At 57.1% G+C, this 15,636-nt stretch carries 13 protein-coding genes; 9 read left to right on the top strand and 4 right to left on the bottom strand.

Annotated elements, in window-relative coordinates:
- Positions 1-39: 39 nt before the first annotated feature.
- Complete coding sequence (locus tag ACWB12_RS06925) at positions 40-594, bottom strand: LOG family protein (RefSeq protein ID WP_479529334.1); 555 nt, start codon at positions 592-594, stop codon at positions 40-42.
- A gap of 99 nt (positions 595-693) precedes the next feature.
- On the opposite strand from ACWB12_RS06925, the gene ACWB12_RS06930 reads away from it, so the two are divergent.
- The 3 genes from ACWB12_RS06930 (at position 694) to ACWB12_RS06940 (ending at position 4,393) form a co-directional block, all read left to right on the top strand.
- Positions 694-1,857, top strand: a complete 1,164-nt coding sequence (locus ACWB12_RS06930; protein WP_479529335.1) for a LysM peptidoglycan-binding domain-containing protein — start codon at positions 694-696, stop codon at positions 1,855-1,857.
- Positions 1,858-2,011: 154 nt separating this feature from the next.
- Entirely contained in the window at positions 2,012-3,853 is a 1,842-nt protein-coding gene (locus ACWB12_RS06935; RefSeq protein WP_479529336.1) for an ABCB family ABC transporter ATP-binding protein/permease, read from the top strand.
- A 99-nt stretch (positions 3,854-3,952) separates the two neighbouring features.
- Entirely contained in the window at positions 3,953-4,393 is a 441-nt protein-coding gene (locus tag ACWB12_RS06940; RefSeq protein ID WP_479529337.1) for a DUF6326 family protein, read from the top strand.
- A gap of 2 nt (positions 4,394-4,395) precedes the next feature.
- Here the strand turns inward: ACWB12_RS06940 and ACWB12_RS06945 are convergent, their stop codons facing one another.
- From ACWB12_RS06945 to ACWB12_RS06955, 3 genes are all read right to left on the bottom strand, one after another.
- Entirely contained in the window at positions 4,396-4,722 is a 327-nt protein-coding gene (locus tag ACWB12_RS06945) for a hypothetical protein (protein WP_479529338.1), read from the bottom strand.
- Between the two features lie 122 nt (positions 4,723-4,844).
- A complete protein-coding gene (locus tag ACWB12_RS06950) occupies positions 4,845-8,606 on the bottom strand; it encodes an efflux RND transporter permease subunit (protein ID WP_479529339.1) in 3,762 nt (1,253 codons plus the stop codon).
- Positions 8,603-9,859: an efflux RND transporter periplasmic adaptor subunit gene (locus ACWB12_RS06955; protein ID WP_479529340.1), complete on the bottom strand. Its 1,257-nt coding sequence runs from the start codon at positions 9,857-9,859 to the stop codon at positions 8,603-8,605. The genes ACWB12_RS06950 and ACWB12_RS06955 overlap by 4 nt, the downstream gene beginning before the upstream one ends.
- Positions 9,860-10,077: 218 nt before the next feature.
- On the opposite strand from ACWB12_RS06955, the gene ACWB12_RS06960 reads away from it, so the two are divergent.
- The 6 genes from ACWB12_RS06960 (at position 10,078) to ACWB12_RS06985 (ending at position 15,597) form a co-directional block, all read left to right on the top strand.
- A complete protein-coding gene (locus ACWB12_RS06960; protein ID WP_479529341.1) occupies positions 10,078-10,734 on the top strand; it encodes a tetratricopeptide repeat protein in 657 nt (218 codons plus the stop codon).
- A gap of 22 nt (positions 10,735-10,756) precedes the next feature.
- Positions 10,757-12,145: an outer membrane protein assembly factor BamB family protein gene (locus ACWB12_RS06965; RefSeq protein WP_479529342.1), complete on the top strand. Its 1,389-nt coding sequence runs from the start codon at positions 10,757-10,759 to the stop codon at positions 12,143-12,145.
- Between the two features lie 37 nt (positions 12,146-12,182).
- A complete protein-coding gene (locus ACWB12_RS06970) occupies positions 12,183-12,833 on the top strand; it encodes a helix-turn-helix transcriptional regulator (RefSeq protein ID WP_479529343.1) in 651 nt (216 codons plus the stop codon).
- 47 nt (positions 12,834-12,880) lie between these two features.
- Positions 12,881-13,471 (top strand): acyl-homoserine-lactone synthase, encoded by a 591-nt coding sequence (locus tag ACWB12_RS06975; protein ID WP_479529344.1) that lies wholly within the window; start codon positions 12,881-12,883, stop codon positions 13,469-13,471.
- A 117-nt stretch (positions 13,472-13,588) separates the two neighbouring features.
- On the top strand, positions 13,589-15,043 hold the full coding sequence (der, locus tag ACWB12_RS06980; RefSeq protein ID WP_479529345.1) for a ribosome biogenesis GTPase Der: 1,455 nt from the start codon (positions 13,589-13,591) through the stop codon (positions 15,041-15,043).
- A 149-nt stretch (positions 15,044-15,192) separates the two neighbouring features.
- Entirely contained in the window at positions 15,193-15,597 is a 405-nt protein-coding gene (locus tag ACWB12_RS06985) for a hypothetical protein (RefSeq protein ID WP_479529346.1), read from the top strand.
- Positions 15,598-15,636 lie beyond the last annotated feature (39 nt).

Here is a 15,636-nt window from a genome sequence, read left to right on the forward strand (position 1 = left end):
CTGGGCGGCTTTTGCGGTCTATACGCTGAATGCGCTGCGTCAGGAAAGAGCAGCCCCCAGCCCGTCAACCGTATCCACCACGGTAAAATAATCCCGCAAGCTGGCATCGGCAAAGCCCTGATCAATCACATGATCCAGCAGGGTAATCAGCGGGTCCCAATAGCCCTCGATATTCAGCAGATAGATCGGTTTTTCATGCAGGCCCAACTGGCGCCATGTCAGCACCTCGAACATCTCGTCCAGTGATCCGGCCCCGCCGGGCAACACCACAATGACGTCCGAATTCATATACATTACCTTTTTGCGCTCGTGCATGTTTTCGGTGACGATGAACTGGGTTAAATCGCGTTTGCCGACCTCGCGGCGCAACAAATGTTCGGGGATCACGCCAAAGGTTTCGCCACCCGCACCTTGCGCCCCGTCGGCAACAGCGCCCATCAACCCGACATCACCCGCGCCATAAACCAGTCGCCAGCCCTTGCCCGCGATTGTCTGGCCCAGTTCGGTTGCGGCGCCCTTATAGGCGGGATTGTTGCCAAAGCGGGATCCGCAATAGACGCAAACCGAGCGGCGGGAGGAAGGGGGATTTGACATGTAACAGGTATTTTCCCAAATGGAGGTTTGATCCATGATAGCGGGGTTGCTATGATCAGGCAAGCGCAGGGCCGCTGGGGCCGTGTAAGTAGGGATAAAATGATGTCAGGAACGTCCGGCATGGGCTATGGCGCCCGCGCAATCGCAGGTGGCGCATTGGCGCTGGTTTTGGCGCTGGCGGCCTATTTTATCTATCAGGCGGTTTCTACAGGGGATGATCCGGTTGGAGCGGGGCAAGCGCCCGTAACAGCATCGCAACCTGATGATGCGCCAACACCCGTGGTCGCCGCCCCCACAGCCAGCCCTGAAGCACCCGAGCCCGCTCAACCCCTTGCGCCTGCATTCGATGTGGTGCGGGTTGAACCGGATGGATCAAGCGTCATTGCGGGCAATGCCAGCCCCGATGCGGATGTGGCGATTTTGCTGGACGGGGTCGAGATTGGCGCCGCCACGGCAGACGCACAGGGTAATTTCGTGGCGATGTTGCCGGTGCCGGCCAGTGACGGTGCACAGGTGTTATCGCTGACAACAAAGGACACAGGTGGCGCGCCGGTGGTCTCGAACGACAGTGTGATCCTGACGCCGGTCCAGAAACCCGAACCGCTATCTGAACCCGAGGCTGTTACCGCATCCCCTGACAACACCGTGCCGCTGCCGGACACTGATCTGGATGCCCTACCGCAAGCGGCATCAAACGATACCCCGACCATCGTCACAGCGCCGCAAGCGCCCACCGTGTTGCTGGCCAATGACGAAGGCGTGCGGGTGTTGCAACCCGCCGAAAGCGGACCAGAAGTTATGCGCAATGTGGTGATTGATGCTATTTCCTATGATGCAGAGGGCGAGGTGCAATTATCGGGGCGCGGCTCGGATACGGGGTTTGTGCGGGTTTATCTGGACAATACACCGGTTTTGACCACACCGATCAATGACGGGGGGGCATGGCATTTGCAACTGCCCGATGTTGATACCGGCGTCTATACGTTGCGGGTTGATCAGGTCGATGCCTCGGGCACGGTGACCTCGCGCGTTGAAACCCCGTTCAAACGTGAAACAGCCGAGGTGTTGGCAAACGCGCAGACGGCGGCGCCCGCACAACAGGTAACTGCCGTTACAGTCCAGCCCGGATCGACCCTGTGGGCGATTGCCCGCGACAGATACGGCGATGGCATGCTGTATGTCAGGGTGTTCGAGGCCAACCGCGATAATATCCGAAACCCCGACCTGATTTATCCGGGTCAGGTGTTTACGGTGCCCGAATAGGCATGCCTTTTTTCGTTCCTTAAATATCCCCCGCGCGGAGCGCATAAATGTTTTTATGCCTGCGGCGCGGATATTTAGACAAAAAAGAAACGGGCGCTGGTAATTGCCCTGCGCGGCGCATACATTCCGTCTTCCACCAATTTGAAAGATGCGCATGGTCAGCCAAATCACCAAAACCGAATTCTCAGCCGAAGAACGCCGCCAAAGCCGCCAGACCATCCGCAAGGTGGTGCCCTATATGTGGCCAAAAGGGCAGGGCTGGGTGAAACGTCGCGTTGTGGTGGCGATGTTCCTGCTGGTGTTTGCCAAGGTGATTTCGGTGCTGACGCCGTTCTTTTACAAGGCTGCAGTGGATGCGTTAACCGGTGATGGTGCCGCAAGCCCCGCGTGGATGCTGGGGGCCGGTGCCGTTGGTCTGACGCTGGCCTATGGTATGGCCAAGCTGATGACGGTCGGGTTCCAGCAATTGCGCGATGTGGCGTTTGCCCGGGTCGGGCAGCGGGCGCTACGCTCGTTGGCGCTGGAAACGTTCCAACATATGCACCGTTTGTCGATGCGCTATCACATCACCCGCAAAACCGGCGGGTTGAGCCGGATTATCGAGCGCGGGGTCAAGGGGGTCGAATTCCTGCTGCGGTTCATGTTGTTTTCCATGGGGCCGCTGGTGCTGGAACTGGCGATGGTCGCGGGCATCCTCTATTTCGTGTTTGATGTGTGGTATCTGGCCGTGGTTGTGGCCACGATCTGGGCTTACGTCTGGTTCACCTTCAAGGTGACCGAATGGCGGGTGAAAATCCGCAAGCAGATGAATGACGAGGACACCGACGCCAACCAAAAGGCAATCGACAGCCTGCTGAATTTCGAAACCGTGAAATATTTCGGGGCCGAGGAACGCGAGGCGGCGCGGTACGACGTGTCGATGGCGGGGTACGAGGCGATGGCGTTGAAAACCTCCTATTCACTGGCGTTTCTGAATTTTGGCCAGTCGGTGTTTATCACCGCCGGTCTGGTCGGGGTGATGGTGATGGCGGCGATGGGGGTGCAGAGCGGCACCCTGACTGTTGGCGATTTCGTCATGGTCAACGCCTATATGATCCAGATCACCATGCCGCTGAATTTTCTGGGCACGGTGTATCGCGAAATTCGCCAATCCTTGGTCGATATGGGCGAGATGTTCAGCCTGCTGGAGCAACCCGCCGAGGTGAACGACAAGCCGGATGCCAAACCGCTGGTGGTGAAGGGGGGCGAGCTGGTTCTGGACGATGTGCATTTCGGCTATGAGGCCGAGCGTCCCATTCTGAAGGGTGTCAGCCTGACCGTGGGTGCGGGTGAAACTGTGGCCATCGTTGGCCCGTCGGGCAGCGGTAAATCCACCATCGGGCGGCTGCTGTTCCGGTTCTACGATGTCAATGGCGGCGCGTTACGGATTGACGGCCAAGACCTGCGCGATGTGACGCAAGCCAGCCTGCACGCAAATATCGGTGTGGTGCCACAGGACACGGTGCTGTTCAACGACACGATCTATTACAACATCGCCTATGGGCGGCCCGAGGCGTCGCGCAGCGAGGTTGAAGCGGCGGCGAAGGCGGCTAAAATCCACGATTTCATCATGGTGCTGCCGGATGGGTATGAAACCACTGTTGGGGAACGTGGGTTGAAGCTGTCAGGTGGCGAAAAACAGCGCGTCGGCATCGCCCGCACCCTGTTGAAAAACCCGCCGATCCTGTTGCTGGACGAGGCAACATCAGCGCTGGATACACAGACCGAACGCGACATTCAGGACTCCTTACGCGAAATGGGGCAGGGGCGCACGGTTATCACCATCGCCCACCGTCTGTCGACGATTGTGGACGCAGACCAGATTGTGGTGCTCGAGGACGGGTTGATCGTGGAGCAAGGCAGCCATGAGGAATTGCTGGCCAATGCTGGGCGTTATTACGCGATGTGGAACAGTCAGCAGGCGGATGAGGAAAAGGGGTTGGCTGTTGCAGAATAATCATGCCAGACTGAGCATGCAGGATCAGCAGATCCTGACCTAAGGTCCGAGAGGCGCATACCGCAGGTTTATACCCACGATCTGACGTCAGAGGACGAAATGACAGATATTAAACACGCCGCCAAACCGCCAACAGAAGACAAAATAGACGTACGCATCAAGATCGCGGCATTGTGGGCTTCAACGCTTTTCATCTTTGCTTACGTTGATATTTTTGCGTTCTTTAGGGCGGATGTCATCGAGAATGCGCTGGCCGGAAAAGTTGCCGTTTTCACGGTGGATCAAACGTTCCTGCTATTGACAACAATCTATGTAATCATTCCAAGCCTGATGCTTTCCCTTACCCTTATCCTTGCGCCAAAGATCAGCCGCTGGGCCAATTTGATCGTGGCTGTTGTTTACGCAATCACCATTCTGGGCAGTTGCATCGGCGAGGTGTGGATATACTACTGGGTCGGGAGCCTGATCGAGGTTCTATTGCTGATCGCAATCGCGCGCTTTGCTTGGAAAATGCCGACACCAAAACGCGCCAAAACCTGATCCTAATTGGGCGATAGGGTGCAAATCTGGTAGCCGGTCGGGCCATCCAGCGAAAAGACATAATAATGTCCGTTGCTTAAGTCCTGCGCGATGGTGTTGTAGGTATAGGCGGACAGATAGATCGTGCTGCCATCGCATTCAAAGTTGCGGGTGCATGAATCGACCTCGACCGCTTCGCAATCCGACAGGGTGGTTCCGGCCCACATCGTGTAATAATTGTCATCGCGCCAGACATAGACCTCGCGGGCAAATGACGGGGCCGCGGTTATGGCAATGGCCGATGCCAGCCCAAGGGTTACAAAGATATTGATAATTTTATTACGGGCCATATCCAGTGTCCTTATGTCGGATTCTTCGGGTCTAATTCAAAAGAATACGGCACGCGTTTCAAACACGGTCAATGATACAGGTGCGGTGGTTGTGGCGAGTGAATGCGATGGGAACCGGTCCCTTATTCAGCCGCCCGCAACGGCGGGGTCTTGCCCTTTGCCTTAGGCTTCTTCGCGACCGCTTTCTTGCGGGGTTTCTTCTTTGGTGCAGCTTTGGGTTTGGTGGTTTTGGCCAGCACCAGTTCCAGATCGGCCAGTTTGACTTCGGTATCATCGTTCCCGTCAACATCGTCCTCGTGCAGATCAACAGGGGCGGGGGCGTCAACCAGATCATCGCCCCAAACCAGTTCCGGTGACTTCAACTTACGGCTGGCACGGTTTAACGCGATGTCGCGGGCCTCGACACTGGCGCGGCCCAATGACAGGGCTTTCAGCCCCTTGGCCGACCGATAGGCGCCCGCCGTGATCCAGACCCGCAAGGCCAGCATCGAGGGGGTGAACACCAGCGTCAGAACCGTGGCGATGCCAAGGCCGAACACAATCGCGGTGGCCAGTTGTTTCCACCAAAGCGCCGTGGGTGAATCGACGGTAAAGCCGCCGTTGAAGAAATCCAGCGACAGGCCGAACATCATCGGCGCAAGCCCCGCCATCGTGGTGATGGTGGTCAACAGAACGGGGCGCAGGCGGTCCTGTGCAGTGCGCGATATCGCCTCTAACCGTGGCATGAATTGCGAATATTCCTGATAGGTGTCGATCAAAACAATGTTGTTGTTGACTACGATTCCCGCCAAGGCAACAACGCCGGTGCCGGTCATGATCATTGAAAATGCCTGATCCATAACCAACATGCCGATCAGCACGCCGGTGGTTGACAGGATCACCGCCAGCAGCACCAGAACCGAGTTGTAAAAGCTGTTGAACTGCGCCAGCAGGATGATGAACATCAGGCCAAGCGCGCCCAGAAATGCCTTGCCCAGAAACGCGCCGGTTTCGGCTTCTTCTTCATTGTCGCCGGTCCATTCCCAGACGATACCAGCGGGCAGGGGTTTTTCGGTTTCCAGCCATGTGGTCAGGGTTTCGATACGCTCGTTTGCGGTGATTGGAACCTCGGAAACCTCGCCGGAATCATCGGTCACCTCTTTGGTTAGCCCGTCAATCAGCGCCGCTTTGACATCGAAATAGCGGCGCTGGTCAACGCGGTCGATCTGTCCCAGTTTGGCGACTGGTTTGCGGGTGATGAAATTGGACAGCGGCACCAGCCCGTCTTTGGTACGCACACGCAGACTGTCGAGTGTTGACAGCACGCGGTCCTGTTCAGGCAGGCGCACGCGGATTTCGATTTCCTCGTCCGATGAATCAACCCGCATGGTATCGAGCAGGATACCGCGGGTGACCAGTTGCACCATGCCACCCACGGTGCGCACATCGGCGCCGTATCGCCCCGCCTTTTCCACGTCCACATCGATCTGCCAGTCGATACCGGGCAGGGGGGTTGTATCCTCGATATCGGTTAGGCCAACCGTTGTATCAAAACGGGAACGCACGATGATCGCGGCCTCGTTCAGGGCGGCCCAGTCGTTGCCCTTTAGGCGGATATGCACGGGTTTGCCGGAGGCAGGACCACGCGACAGGTTGAGGATTTCGGTGCGGATGCCGGGGATTTCGGCCAGCGCTTTCTTTAGGCGCTCAAGCACCAGGTCCCCGTCCAGTTCGGCAATTTCCGAGCGATCGTCCCACGGGATCAGTTCGATTTGCACACGGCCAATGGTGTCGCGTGGCGAGCCGGCACCACCATCATTCTGTTTCAAGCCGCCTTCACCGGCAAAGGCAAAGGCGCTCTGGATACCTTCAACGGACATAACCACCTGTTCGACCTGTCGCACGGCGGCGTCTTTTTCGATCAGGGACAGGTTGCCGCGTTCGCGCACGAAAACGATGGCCTGTTCGGGTTCGGATTCAACAAAGAATTCGGTGCCGTTGTTGTTGGCGGCAAAGATGCCGAACACCACCACGACAAAGCCGATGACCAGCCCGATTGTGACCAGCGGCATCACAGGGTTGCCGGTGACAAAACGGATCAGCCAGCCAAACAGCGAGCGGTGATAGCCAGCGCGAATGCGTTTGGCTTTGCGTTCAAACTTGGCGGCACCCACGGTGATCGAGGCCAAAACCGCCGCGATCAGGAACGGGGCGGATTGCAACACAAAGACGATCAGGACGGTTACAATGCCGGATGTGTTTTCTTTGACGTTAGCGATCACAGCGCCAAGCGGCGGAATGTAGTCGGGGTTCAGACCCTGCATCGCGCCGACGAACACCAGAAACAATGCGCCAACCGCCAGCGCTGCGCGGATGATCCACGGCAATGGGCGCAGCATATCAGAAGCGGCGCCAAAACTGCGTGACATCCGGCCTGTAACACCGCCCATCACCGGCAGATACACCAGCGCCACCACAAGCGATGCGGACAGAACAAAGATCAGCGTGACCGGCAACATGCCCATGAATTGCCCCGGCACACCGGGCCAGAACAGCATCGGCAGGAACGCGCACAGCGTTGTCGCGGTCGAGGATACGATGGGCCAGAACATCCGTTTGGCGGCCTCCACGTAAGCGTGCATCGGGCCGACACCCTCGCGGATGCGCCGATCCGCGTATTCGACCACCACAATTGCCCCGTCCACCAGCATTCCGACCGCCAGTATCAGGCCGAACATCACGATGTTGGACACCGCAATCCCCATGATTGCCAGAAGCACAAAACACAGCAGGAACGACGTCGGAATGGCGAATCCGACCAGCAGGGCGGACCGGGTGCCAAGGGTTGCCAGCACCACGATCATCACCAGCGCGATGGCGGTTAGAACCGAGCCTTCGAGTTGGCGCACCATGCTGCCCACGATGCGGGACTGGTCATTGGAGGTGCCGATATTGATCGCGGCTTGCAGTTCTTCAGGCCACAGCGCACTTTCGCGGGCCACCACCTCGCGCACCAGATCCGAGGTGTCGATGATGTTGAACCCTTTGCGCTTGCTGACTTGCAACGCCACGGTGTTGTCGCCGTTATAGCGGGCAATACCGGTGCGGTCCTCGAATGTCAGGCGAATATCGGCCAGATCACCCAATGTGACCACACGGTCGCCGTTGGTTTTAACCGGTAGGTTGTAAATATCCTGCACCTCGTCAAAGGACGACGGGATTTTGACCGAAAACGCGCCGGTGGCAGTTTCGATTTCGCCCGCCGCGATCAACTGGTTGTTGTTCACCACCACGTTGATCAGGTCCAGTGCCGTGACGTTATAAGCTTCCAGTCGCAGCGGGTCGATCACCACCTCGACCATCTCGTCGCGGTGGCCGGTCAGGGCGGCCTCTAGCACTGGCTCCAACTCTTCCAGTCGGTCTTGGAGGTCTTTGGCCACGCGGAGCAGGGTGCGTTCGGGCAAATCGCCGGTCAGATTGACGATGATGATCGGGAATTCGGAAAAGTTGAATTCGGAAATGACGTATTTGTCGGCGCCGGAGGGAAACTGCGCCTCGACCGTGCTCATCTTGTCGCGCACATCGGCGATGATCTGGCTTTTGTCCCAGCCGAAGTCGAATTCCAGAATTGTGACGGCATAGTTTTCGGCGGCCGTGGCCGACATGGTTTTCAACCCGTCCAGATCGGACAGTTCGGTTTCCATCGGTTTGACCAGCAGCTTTTCCGCATCCGCCGCCGAAATGCCAGGGAAGGGGACCGAAATGATCACCATCGGAATTTCGATGTCGGGCTCGCCCTCTTTGGGCAGGATCGCATAGGCCATTGAGCCTGCAATCAAGGACAGTACGATAAAGGCCAGCACCATGCGGGCGCGGCCCGCTGCCCAATCGACGATGCCGGTCATTGGCTGACCCCTTGGTAAGTGGCATCGACTTTGACACCTTTCACCACGTATTCATGGCCTGTTACGATTACGTTGATTGTGTCGGGTAGGCCAGCGACCCAGATGCCGCTTGCCGTGTCGCGCAGGATGGTGACCGGGGCAAATCCGACGATGTCGCCATCGCCTACATAGCGCACGCCCAATGTCCCGTCGTTGTCTAGCGTCAGCGAGGATTGCGGCAATAGATGTGCCGATGCGCCGTCAGATGCGACGAGGATTTCAACGGTTTGGCCATCGCGGATCGCAAGGCCGGTGTTGGGCACTTCGACTTCGACGCGAAAGGTGCGGGTTAGGGGGTCGGCGGATCGTGACAGGAATGTCACCCGCCCGACAACTTTGCTGCCTGTGGCCAGACGTGCGCCCGCCATAGCGCCAACCGTTACACGGTCAACTTCGGTTTCCGGCGCAAAGCCAACCAGTTTGATCGGGTCCAGCTGGATGATCGTGGCGCAATGCGCGCCAGGTTGCAGCAACGCGCCCAATTCGGCGGTGTCGGTTTCTAGCAGTCCGGCAAAGGGCGCGGTGATGGTCAGGTTTTCGATGTCTTTCAAGGTCGAGGCAACAACGGCTTTGGCGGCCTCGGCGCTGGCCTTGGCCGAAACCACAGCGGCCTTGGCGCTCTCGACACCTGCAAGGGCCGCTTGCAACGCAGCCTCGGCCGAGGCGGCGCGGGTTTCAGAGGCATAGCCGCTTTCGTTCAAGCGCCGTGCTGCGTTTTCGCTGATTTTGGCCTCGGTCAACGTGGCGGCGGCCCCTAATGCACGGGCCTGTGCTTCGGGCAGGCGGGCCTCGGCCTCGGTCAGGCGTGCTTTGGCCTCAGCCAGACGGGATTCGCGGGTGCCGGGGTCCAGCTGGCACAGGGTTTGGCCCGCTTCGATATAAGCGCCTTTGCGCAAGGGGGTCGAAATCACTTTGCCCGAGGTTTCGGCCATGACGTTGACTTGGCGGGCTGCTTCTGTGCGGCCGCGCAACAAAACCGCGCTATCGACAGTTTGGGCGACCGAATGAATGGCCACAACCGAGACAAGGCGCACGGGGTCAGTGGATGCGTCTGTCGCGTCCGCGATTGCGGGTGGCGTTGTTTGTTCCTGTGCTGCCACATCCGCTGTCATTGTTTCATTGCTGGCAAAGCCAAGCAGGCGGTCCCGTTCAAACACCATCAGATACAGAAACGCCGAAACCAGTAGCGCGATAAGGAAAGGGAGCAGTTTCATTCAAGCCTCGTTCATGCTGATGGCGCGTGTTAATATATCCAGCACCATTTTTGCTAAACTATGCGGTTCAGTTATCGAATGCAACGGGCAAATTACATGGATGGTTTGCAATGGTGTGCTGCCCCTTGGCAAAGTCTGTTGTGATAGGTAAAACATCGTTAGAAAACATCAAGCCGTAACGCATACAGGGGTGTGCGCAGGCGTCAGGGGAATATGTCGTGAGCGAGACAGACAGTTTTATAGAAGAAGTCAGCGAAGAGGTGCGCCGCGACAAGCTGTTCAAGCTGATGCGCAAATATGGCTGGATTGGTGTTTTGGCAATTTTGCTTCTGGTTGGTGGTGCTGCCTATAATGAATGGGCCAAGGCCCGCGATATGGCTGCGGCACAGGGTTTTGGCGACAGCCTGCTGGAGGCGCTGGAGCTGGATGACAGTGCTGCACGCGCGGCGGCACTGGCCAAAGTCAATGCGGAGGATGCAGGCGCGCAATCGCTGGTGGCGATGCTGCGGGCTGCCGATGCGCTGGCTGCGGGCGACAAGGCGGGGGCAATGGCGGCACTGGCAAAGGTAGCGGGTGATGCGACCCAGCCCAAAGCCTACCGCGATCTGGCCACGCTAAAGCTGGTGTTGCTGGCGGGCAGTGACATGGCCGCAGACGAGCGCCGTTCCAAACTGGCGACACTGGCGATAGCCGGTGCCCCGTTCCGCCTGTTGGCCGAAGAACAGCTGGCGATGCTGGATGTCGAAGAAGGCAGAAATGATGCAGCTATTTCCCGCTTAAAGGATATTATTAGTGATGTCGAAGTGACAGCAGGCTTGCGCAATCGCGCGTCACAGTTGATTGTGGTGTTGGGTGGAGAAATTGACGCTTCTTAAAAAAGGGGCGCAGGGGGCAAGCGTGACGAGATATGAACGCAAGATCGAGCGACAAGAAAAAGGTGGAACTGCCATGAAGCTGACCCGTGTGATTGCAGGGGCGGCCATTGTCGGCCTGCTGGTTGGTTGCGCCAAACGCGAATTGATTTTACCGGGCGAGCGTCTGGATCTGCGCAGCCCGCTTGGAGAGGCAGCTGAGCAAGGAGACGGAACAGCGGCAGAAGCTGTTGTCGTAAACCGTGCTGTACCGATCAGTCTGCCCGCCACTGTGAACTACAGTGAATGGACCCACCGCAACGGCACACCGGAACACAAGATCATCCATCCGGCGCTTGCAAAGAACCTGACCCATATCTGGAGCGCCTCGATTGGGGCTGGTGAAAGCCGCAAGTACAGGATCACGGCTGATCCTGTTGTTTCGGCCGGTCGCATATTTACACTGGATGCGCAGGCCGGTGTCATGGCCCATTCAACCAGCGGCGCTGCAATCTGGTCGCACGACCTTACGCCTGCCTCTGACAAATCCGGCGAAGCCTCTGGCGGGGGGGTGGCCGTTGACGGCAATACGGTCTATGCGACAACAGGCTATGGCGCATTGGTGGCGCTGGATGCAGCCACCGGCGCTGAACGCTGGGTGCAAAAACTGGATGCATCGGCCACGGGTGCGCCTACCGTGCGCGGTGATCTGGTCTATGTGACATCGCGCGACAGCCGCGCATGGGCGATCAGCACCAAGGATGGCCGGATCAAATGGCAACTGCCAGGATCACCTACGCCATCGGTGATGGTGGGCGGCACAGCGCCGGCGGTCACGGATAAATTCGCGGTCTTTCCTTTTGGATCGGGCGAGTTGATTGCAGCGTTTCGTAAAGGCGGCGTGCGCACATGGGCCTCTTCGGTGTCGGGCAAGCGGCGTGGCCGCGCCTATGCCGGGATCACCGATATAACCGGCGATCCCGTGGTCGCAAACGGCGTGGTTTACGCCGGCAGCCAGTCGGGGCGTATTGTCGCGCTTGATCTGGGCAGCGGCGAGCGGCTGTGGACCGCCACCGAGGGCGCCTACAGCCCCGTGTGGCCTGTGGGTGGGTCGGTGTTTCTGGTCAGTGACGAGGCAAATCTGGTGCGGCTTGATGCTGCCACAGGTGAACGCATCTGGAGCGTTGAAATGCCCTATTACACACGAGAAAAGGTGCGCCGCCGCAAGGCAGTGTTTTCGCATTACGGCCCTGTTCTGGCCGGTGGTCGCCTGATTGTGGCCAGTAATGACGGTGTGATCCGGTCCTTCAATCCGGTTGATGGCGCTTTGATTGGCACGGTCGATATTCCCGGCGGGGCGACAACCAATCCGGTCATTGTGGGTGGTGTTATGTATGTGGTGTCAACCAAAGGACAGTTGCACGCCTTTCGATAGTTCGAGAAAGGAGAGAAATGATATTTTGTTACCCTTTATGGTTGATCTTTGGTTTAGCGACAGGCACATTGAAATAATGTTCTTGGGCAAGGCTTTAGATACAGCTTTTGATGAGCTAGGTGAAATCGCCCCCGCAGGTTTTGCGGCAGGGCTGAAGCTTCGTTTTTCAGGTCCGGCACTGGTCAGGGACACTTACCCTGCCAAGTGGAAAGAACATTACGCAGAAAGCCTGATGGCATATTGGGATCCGGTGGTTGTCTGGTCATTGACCAACACTGGTCACAGGCGTTGGAGCGAGTTGAAAATACCCGATCCAATGAACATTATGGGGAAGGCGGCTGAATATGGCATGAACTATGGTGTGGTGATTTCACTGGGGAAAATATCCAAACGCTCCATGTTGGGGTTTGCGCGTTCTGACCGCGAATTCACCAACGATGAAATCCACCGTGCAATAGACGTATTCACCCGCATCCATGACCTTGTGACCGAAGCCAAGTCCCTGACAAAAAATCAGGCCGATGCATTACGACTGATCGCTGGGGGCGATTTATATAGTGCTGCTTCTGAGAAGCTGGGAATATCTGAAAGTGCGCTTAAAGCCAGATTAAAATCTGCGCGCACACGTATGAACGCCCGATCGACAGCCGAAGCCATAACACGGGCAAAAGAACAGAATCTGCTCTGATAGCCGCCTCCTGTACTTGACTACCCACGCCGTAAGGAGGCACTACAATGCAAGCTACAACTCTGTCTTTTAGTAACATGCACATGCATGGTGAACTGTTTGGAAACATCTTTCGGGCGCGTCATGATGTGTTTGTTGAACGTAACAAATGGGCGCTAAATAACGCCGAGGGGATGGAATACGACCAGTATGACACCCCAGCCAGCCGCTGGATCGCAATCCATGATAAAAACAAAAAGGTGTTGGCGGGTATCCGGCTGACACCAACGACGGCGCAAAACGGGGTTTATTCCTATATGATCCGTGATGCCCAGTTGGGTTTGCTTGACAGTATCCCCGAAAACATAATGGACGAGCCAGCCCCGGTCAGTGCGGATGTCTGGGAAGGCACACGGATATTTGTCACCCAAGGGGTTCCTGGCAAGGAACGGTTTCGCATCCATATGCAGTTGGTGCATCAAATGATTGAGGCAGCACAGGAACTGGGGGCGAAACGGATTATCGGTATTATTCCACATACTATGTGCAAGGCTGGCAAACGTATGGGGGTCGACATTCACGAGGCCGGACCGGTGATGGAGATAGAAGGGCAAACCAATGTTTGCGTTTCAATCAATGTCGAGCCCAAGCTGCATTAACAGGTTGTTGCGAGCCTGTTGCCATCAATTAAAATTGACGATGGGCCTTGGCGGGGGTTTTAGTTGGCACAGCTTTGCTGTATCGCAAGCCACTTGATCTGCCATTCGGAGCAAAAGATGAGCTTTACACTCGCCATTGTGGGGCGCCCTAATGTGGGTAAATCCACCCTGTTCAACCGTCTTGTCGGTAAGCGTTTGGCGTTGGTCGATGACCAACCTGGCGTAACGCGCGATTTGCGCGAGGGTGCTGCGCGTCTGGGGGACTTGCGGTTTACCGTGATTGACACAGCGGGGCTTGAGGAAGCGACAGACGAAAGCCTGCAAGGGCGGATGCGCAAATTGACTGAGCGTGCGGTGGATATGGCCGATATTTGCCTGTTCATGATCGATGCGCGGGTCGGGGTGAACCCGACGGATGAGTTTTTTGCCGGATTGCTGCGAAAGCGGGCGAAACACGTGATTTTGGCGGCAAACAAGGGCGAGGGCCGCGCGGCGGATGCGGGCGTGATCGAGGCATATTCGCTGGGTCTGGGCGAACCTTTACGCTTGTCGGCTGAACATGGCGAGGGGATGAGCGAGCTGTTGTCGATCCTGATGCCGCTGGCTGATGAATTTGCTAAAGCCGCCAAAGATGACACGCCGGAAACCGATATTGAGGTGAGCGACGAGGATGCGGATGCGCCGCGGGTTCCTACACGCGAAAAGCCGCTGCAAATCGCTGTGGTTGGCCGGCCGAATGCGGGCAAATCCACATTGATCAACCAGATGCTGGGCGAAGAGCGTTTGCTGACCGGACCCGAGGCGGGGATCACCCGCGATGCAATTTCGGTGCAGATGGATTGGGACGGTGTGCCGATCCGGATGTTTGACACCGCAGGGATGCGCAAAAAGGCCCGCGTGCAGGAAAAGCTGGAAAAGCTGTCGGTTTCGGATGGTCTGCGAGCGGTGAAATTCGCCGAGGTGGTGATCGTGCTGATTGACGCCGAAATCCCGTTTGAACAACAGGATTTACGGATTGCCGACCTTGCCGAACGCGAGGGGCGTGCGGTGGTTCTGGCGGTGAATAAATGGGATGTTGAACGCCATAAACAAAAGAAACTCAAAGACTTGCGCGAGTCTTTTGAACGCCTTTTACCGCAACTTCGTGGTGCGCCCTTGGTCACCGTATCAGCCAAAACCGGCAAAGGGTTGAACCGGCTGCAAGAGGCGGTGATGAAGGCCCACGAGGTCTGGAACCGTCGTGTTACCACAGCGCAATTGAACCGTTGGCTGATTGATATGGTCGAGGCACACCCGCCGCCCGCACCGGCGGGTCGCCGGATAAAATTGCGCTATATGACCCAAGCCAAAACCCGCCCGCCGGGCTTTGTGGTGATGTGCTCGATGCCCGAAAAACTGCCCGCCTCCTATTCGCGCTATCTGGTGAACGGTCTGCGGGAAAGTTTCGATATGCCCGGCACGCCGATCCGGCTATGGATGCGATCACAGGCCGAAGCGAACCCCTATAAGAACAAGAAAAAAGCAACGCCCAGCCGTCTGCGCAAGCATTTGGACAAGCCATCCCATTCGTAAGGAGCCGCTAACGCGGCGCTGGGTTCTCTCGGGGACAAGCCCCGAGGTGCGGGTGCTTGAGGCAATGATTTCCTTACCTTGCGCAGGTTTGCGCTTCTTCTGTAAGGTCATTGCAATATTTGTTTTATTGTTTTGAAAGGATCTCCCCGATGATGCGTATTGTTTTAGCACTCTCAACTGCGGTTTTGGTTTCGGCCTGTACGGAAACCCCCGACGCCCCTGTAAGCAGGACAACCGCTGGCGGATTCCCCGTCCCCTTTGTCATGGTCGGCGAGTCAGGGCCCGGAATGATTGCGGCAGGTGAGTTTAAGCAGGATGGCATAGCCATCAAAACCGCGTTTTCCGGCAGGGCTGCGGGAATTGTCACATTTTGCAGTGGCAAGGCAGATGCGGTCCTGATGAGTGGTGATTTCACACGGGACGAGTGGCAAATTTGCAAGGATTTGAACGGCACCTGGAGCGCATTCGGCACTCTTAAGGGGGCGACTATTTATGTGAATCCCAATTATGCAGAGGAATTGATAAAGAAAGGCAAGACATCCTTTTTAGGCTAAGCCAATAACCTGTGCAACGTTCGGCGCAGCAACTGTTTG

Source organism: Profundibacter sp., from assembly GCF_056498605.1.

What these genes read in the sequence shown, in the direction of transcription:
- ACWB12_RS06925 (WP_479529334.1), bottom strand. Translation starts at nt 594, where the DNA reads ATGTCAAATCCCCCTTCCTCCCGCCGCTCGGTTTGCGTCTATTGCGGA.
- ACWB12_RS06930 (WP_479529335.1), top strand. Translation starts at nt 694, where the DNA reads ATGATGTCAGGAACGTCCGGCATGGGCTATGGCGCCCGCGCAATCGCA.
- ACWB12_RS06935 (WP_479529336.1), top strand. Translation starts at nt 2,012, where the DNA reads ATGGTCAGCCAAATCACCAAAACCGAATTCTCAGCCGAAGAACGCCGC.
- ACWB12_RS06940 (WP_479529337.1), top strand. Translation starts at nt 3,953, where the DNA reads ATGACAGATATTAAACACGCCGCCAAACCGCCAACAGAAGACAAAATA.
- ACWB12_RS06945 (WP_479529338.1), bottom strand. Translation starts at nt 4,722, where the DNA reads ATGGCCCGTAATAAAATTATCAATATCTTTGTAACCCTTGGGCTGGCA.
- ACWB12_RS06950 (WP_479529339.1), bottom strand. Translation starts at nt 8,606, where the DNA reads ATGACCGGCATCGTCGATTGGGCAGCGGGCCGCGCCCGCATGGTGCTG.
- ACWB12_RS06955 (WP_479529340.1), bottom strand. Translation starts at nt 9,859, where the DNA reads ATGAAACTGCTCCCTTTCCTTATCGCGCTACTGGTTTCGGCGTTTCTG.
- ACWB12_RS06970 (WP_479529343.1), top strand. Translation starts at nt 12,183, where the DNA reads ATGGTTGATCTTTGGTTTAGCGACAGGCACATTGAAATAATGTTCTTG.
- ACWB12_RS06975 (WP_479529344.1), top strand. Translation starts at nt 12,881, where the DNA reads ATGCAAGCTACAACTCTGTCTTTTAGTAACATGCACATGCATGGTGAA.
- der (WP_479529345.1), top strand. Translation starts at nt 13,589, where the DNA reads ATGAGCTTTACACTCGCCATTGTGGGGCGCCCTAATGTGGGTAAATCC.
- ACWB12_RS06985 (WP_479529346.1), top strand. Translation starts at nt 15,193, where the DNA reads ATGATGCGTATTGTTTTAGCACTCTCAACTGCGGTTTTGGTTTCGGCC.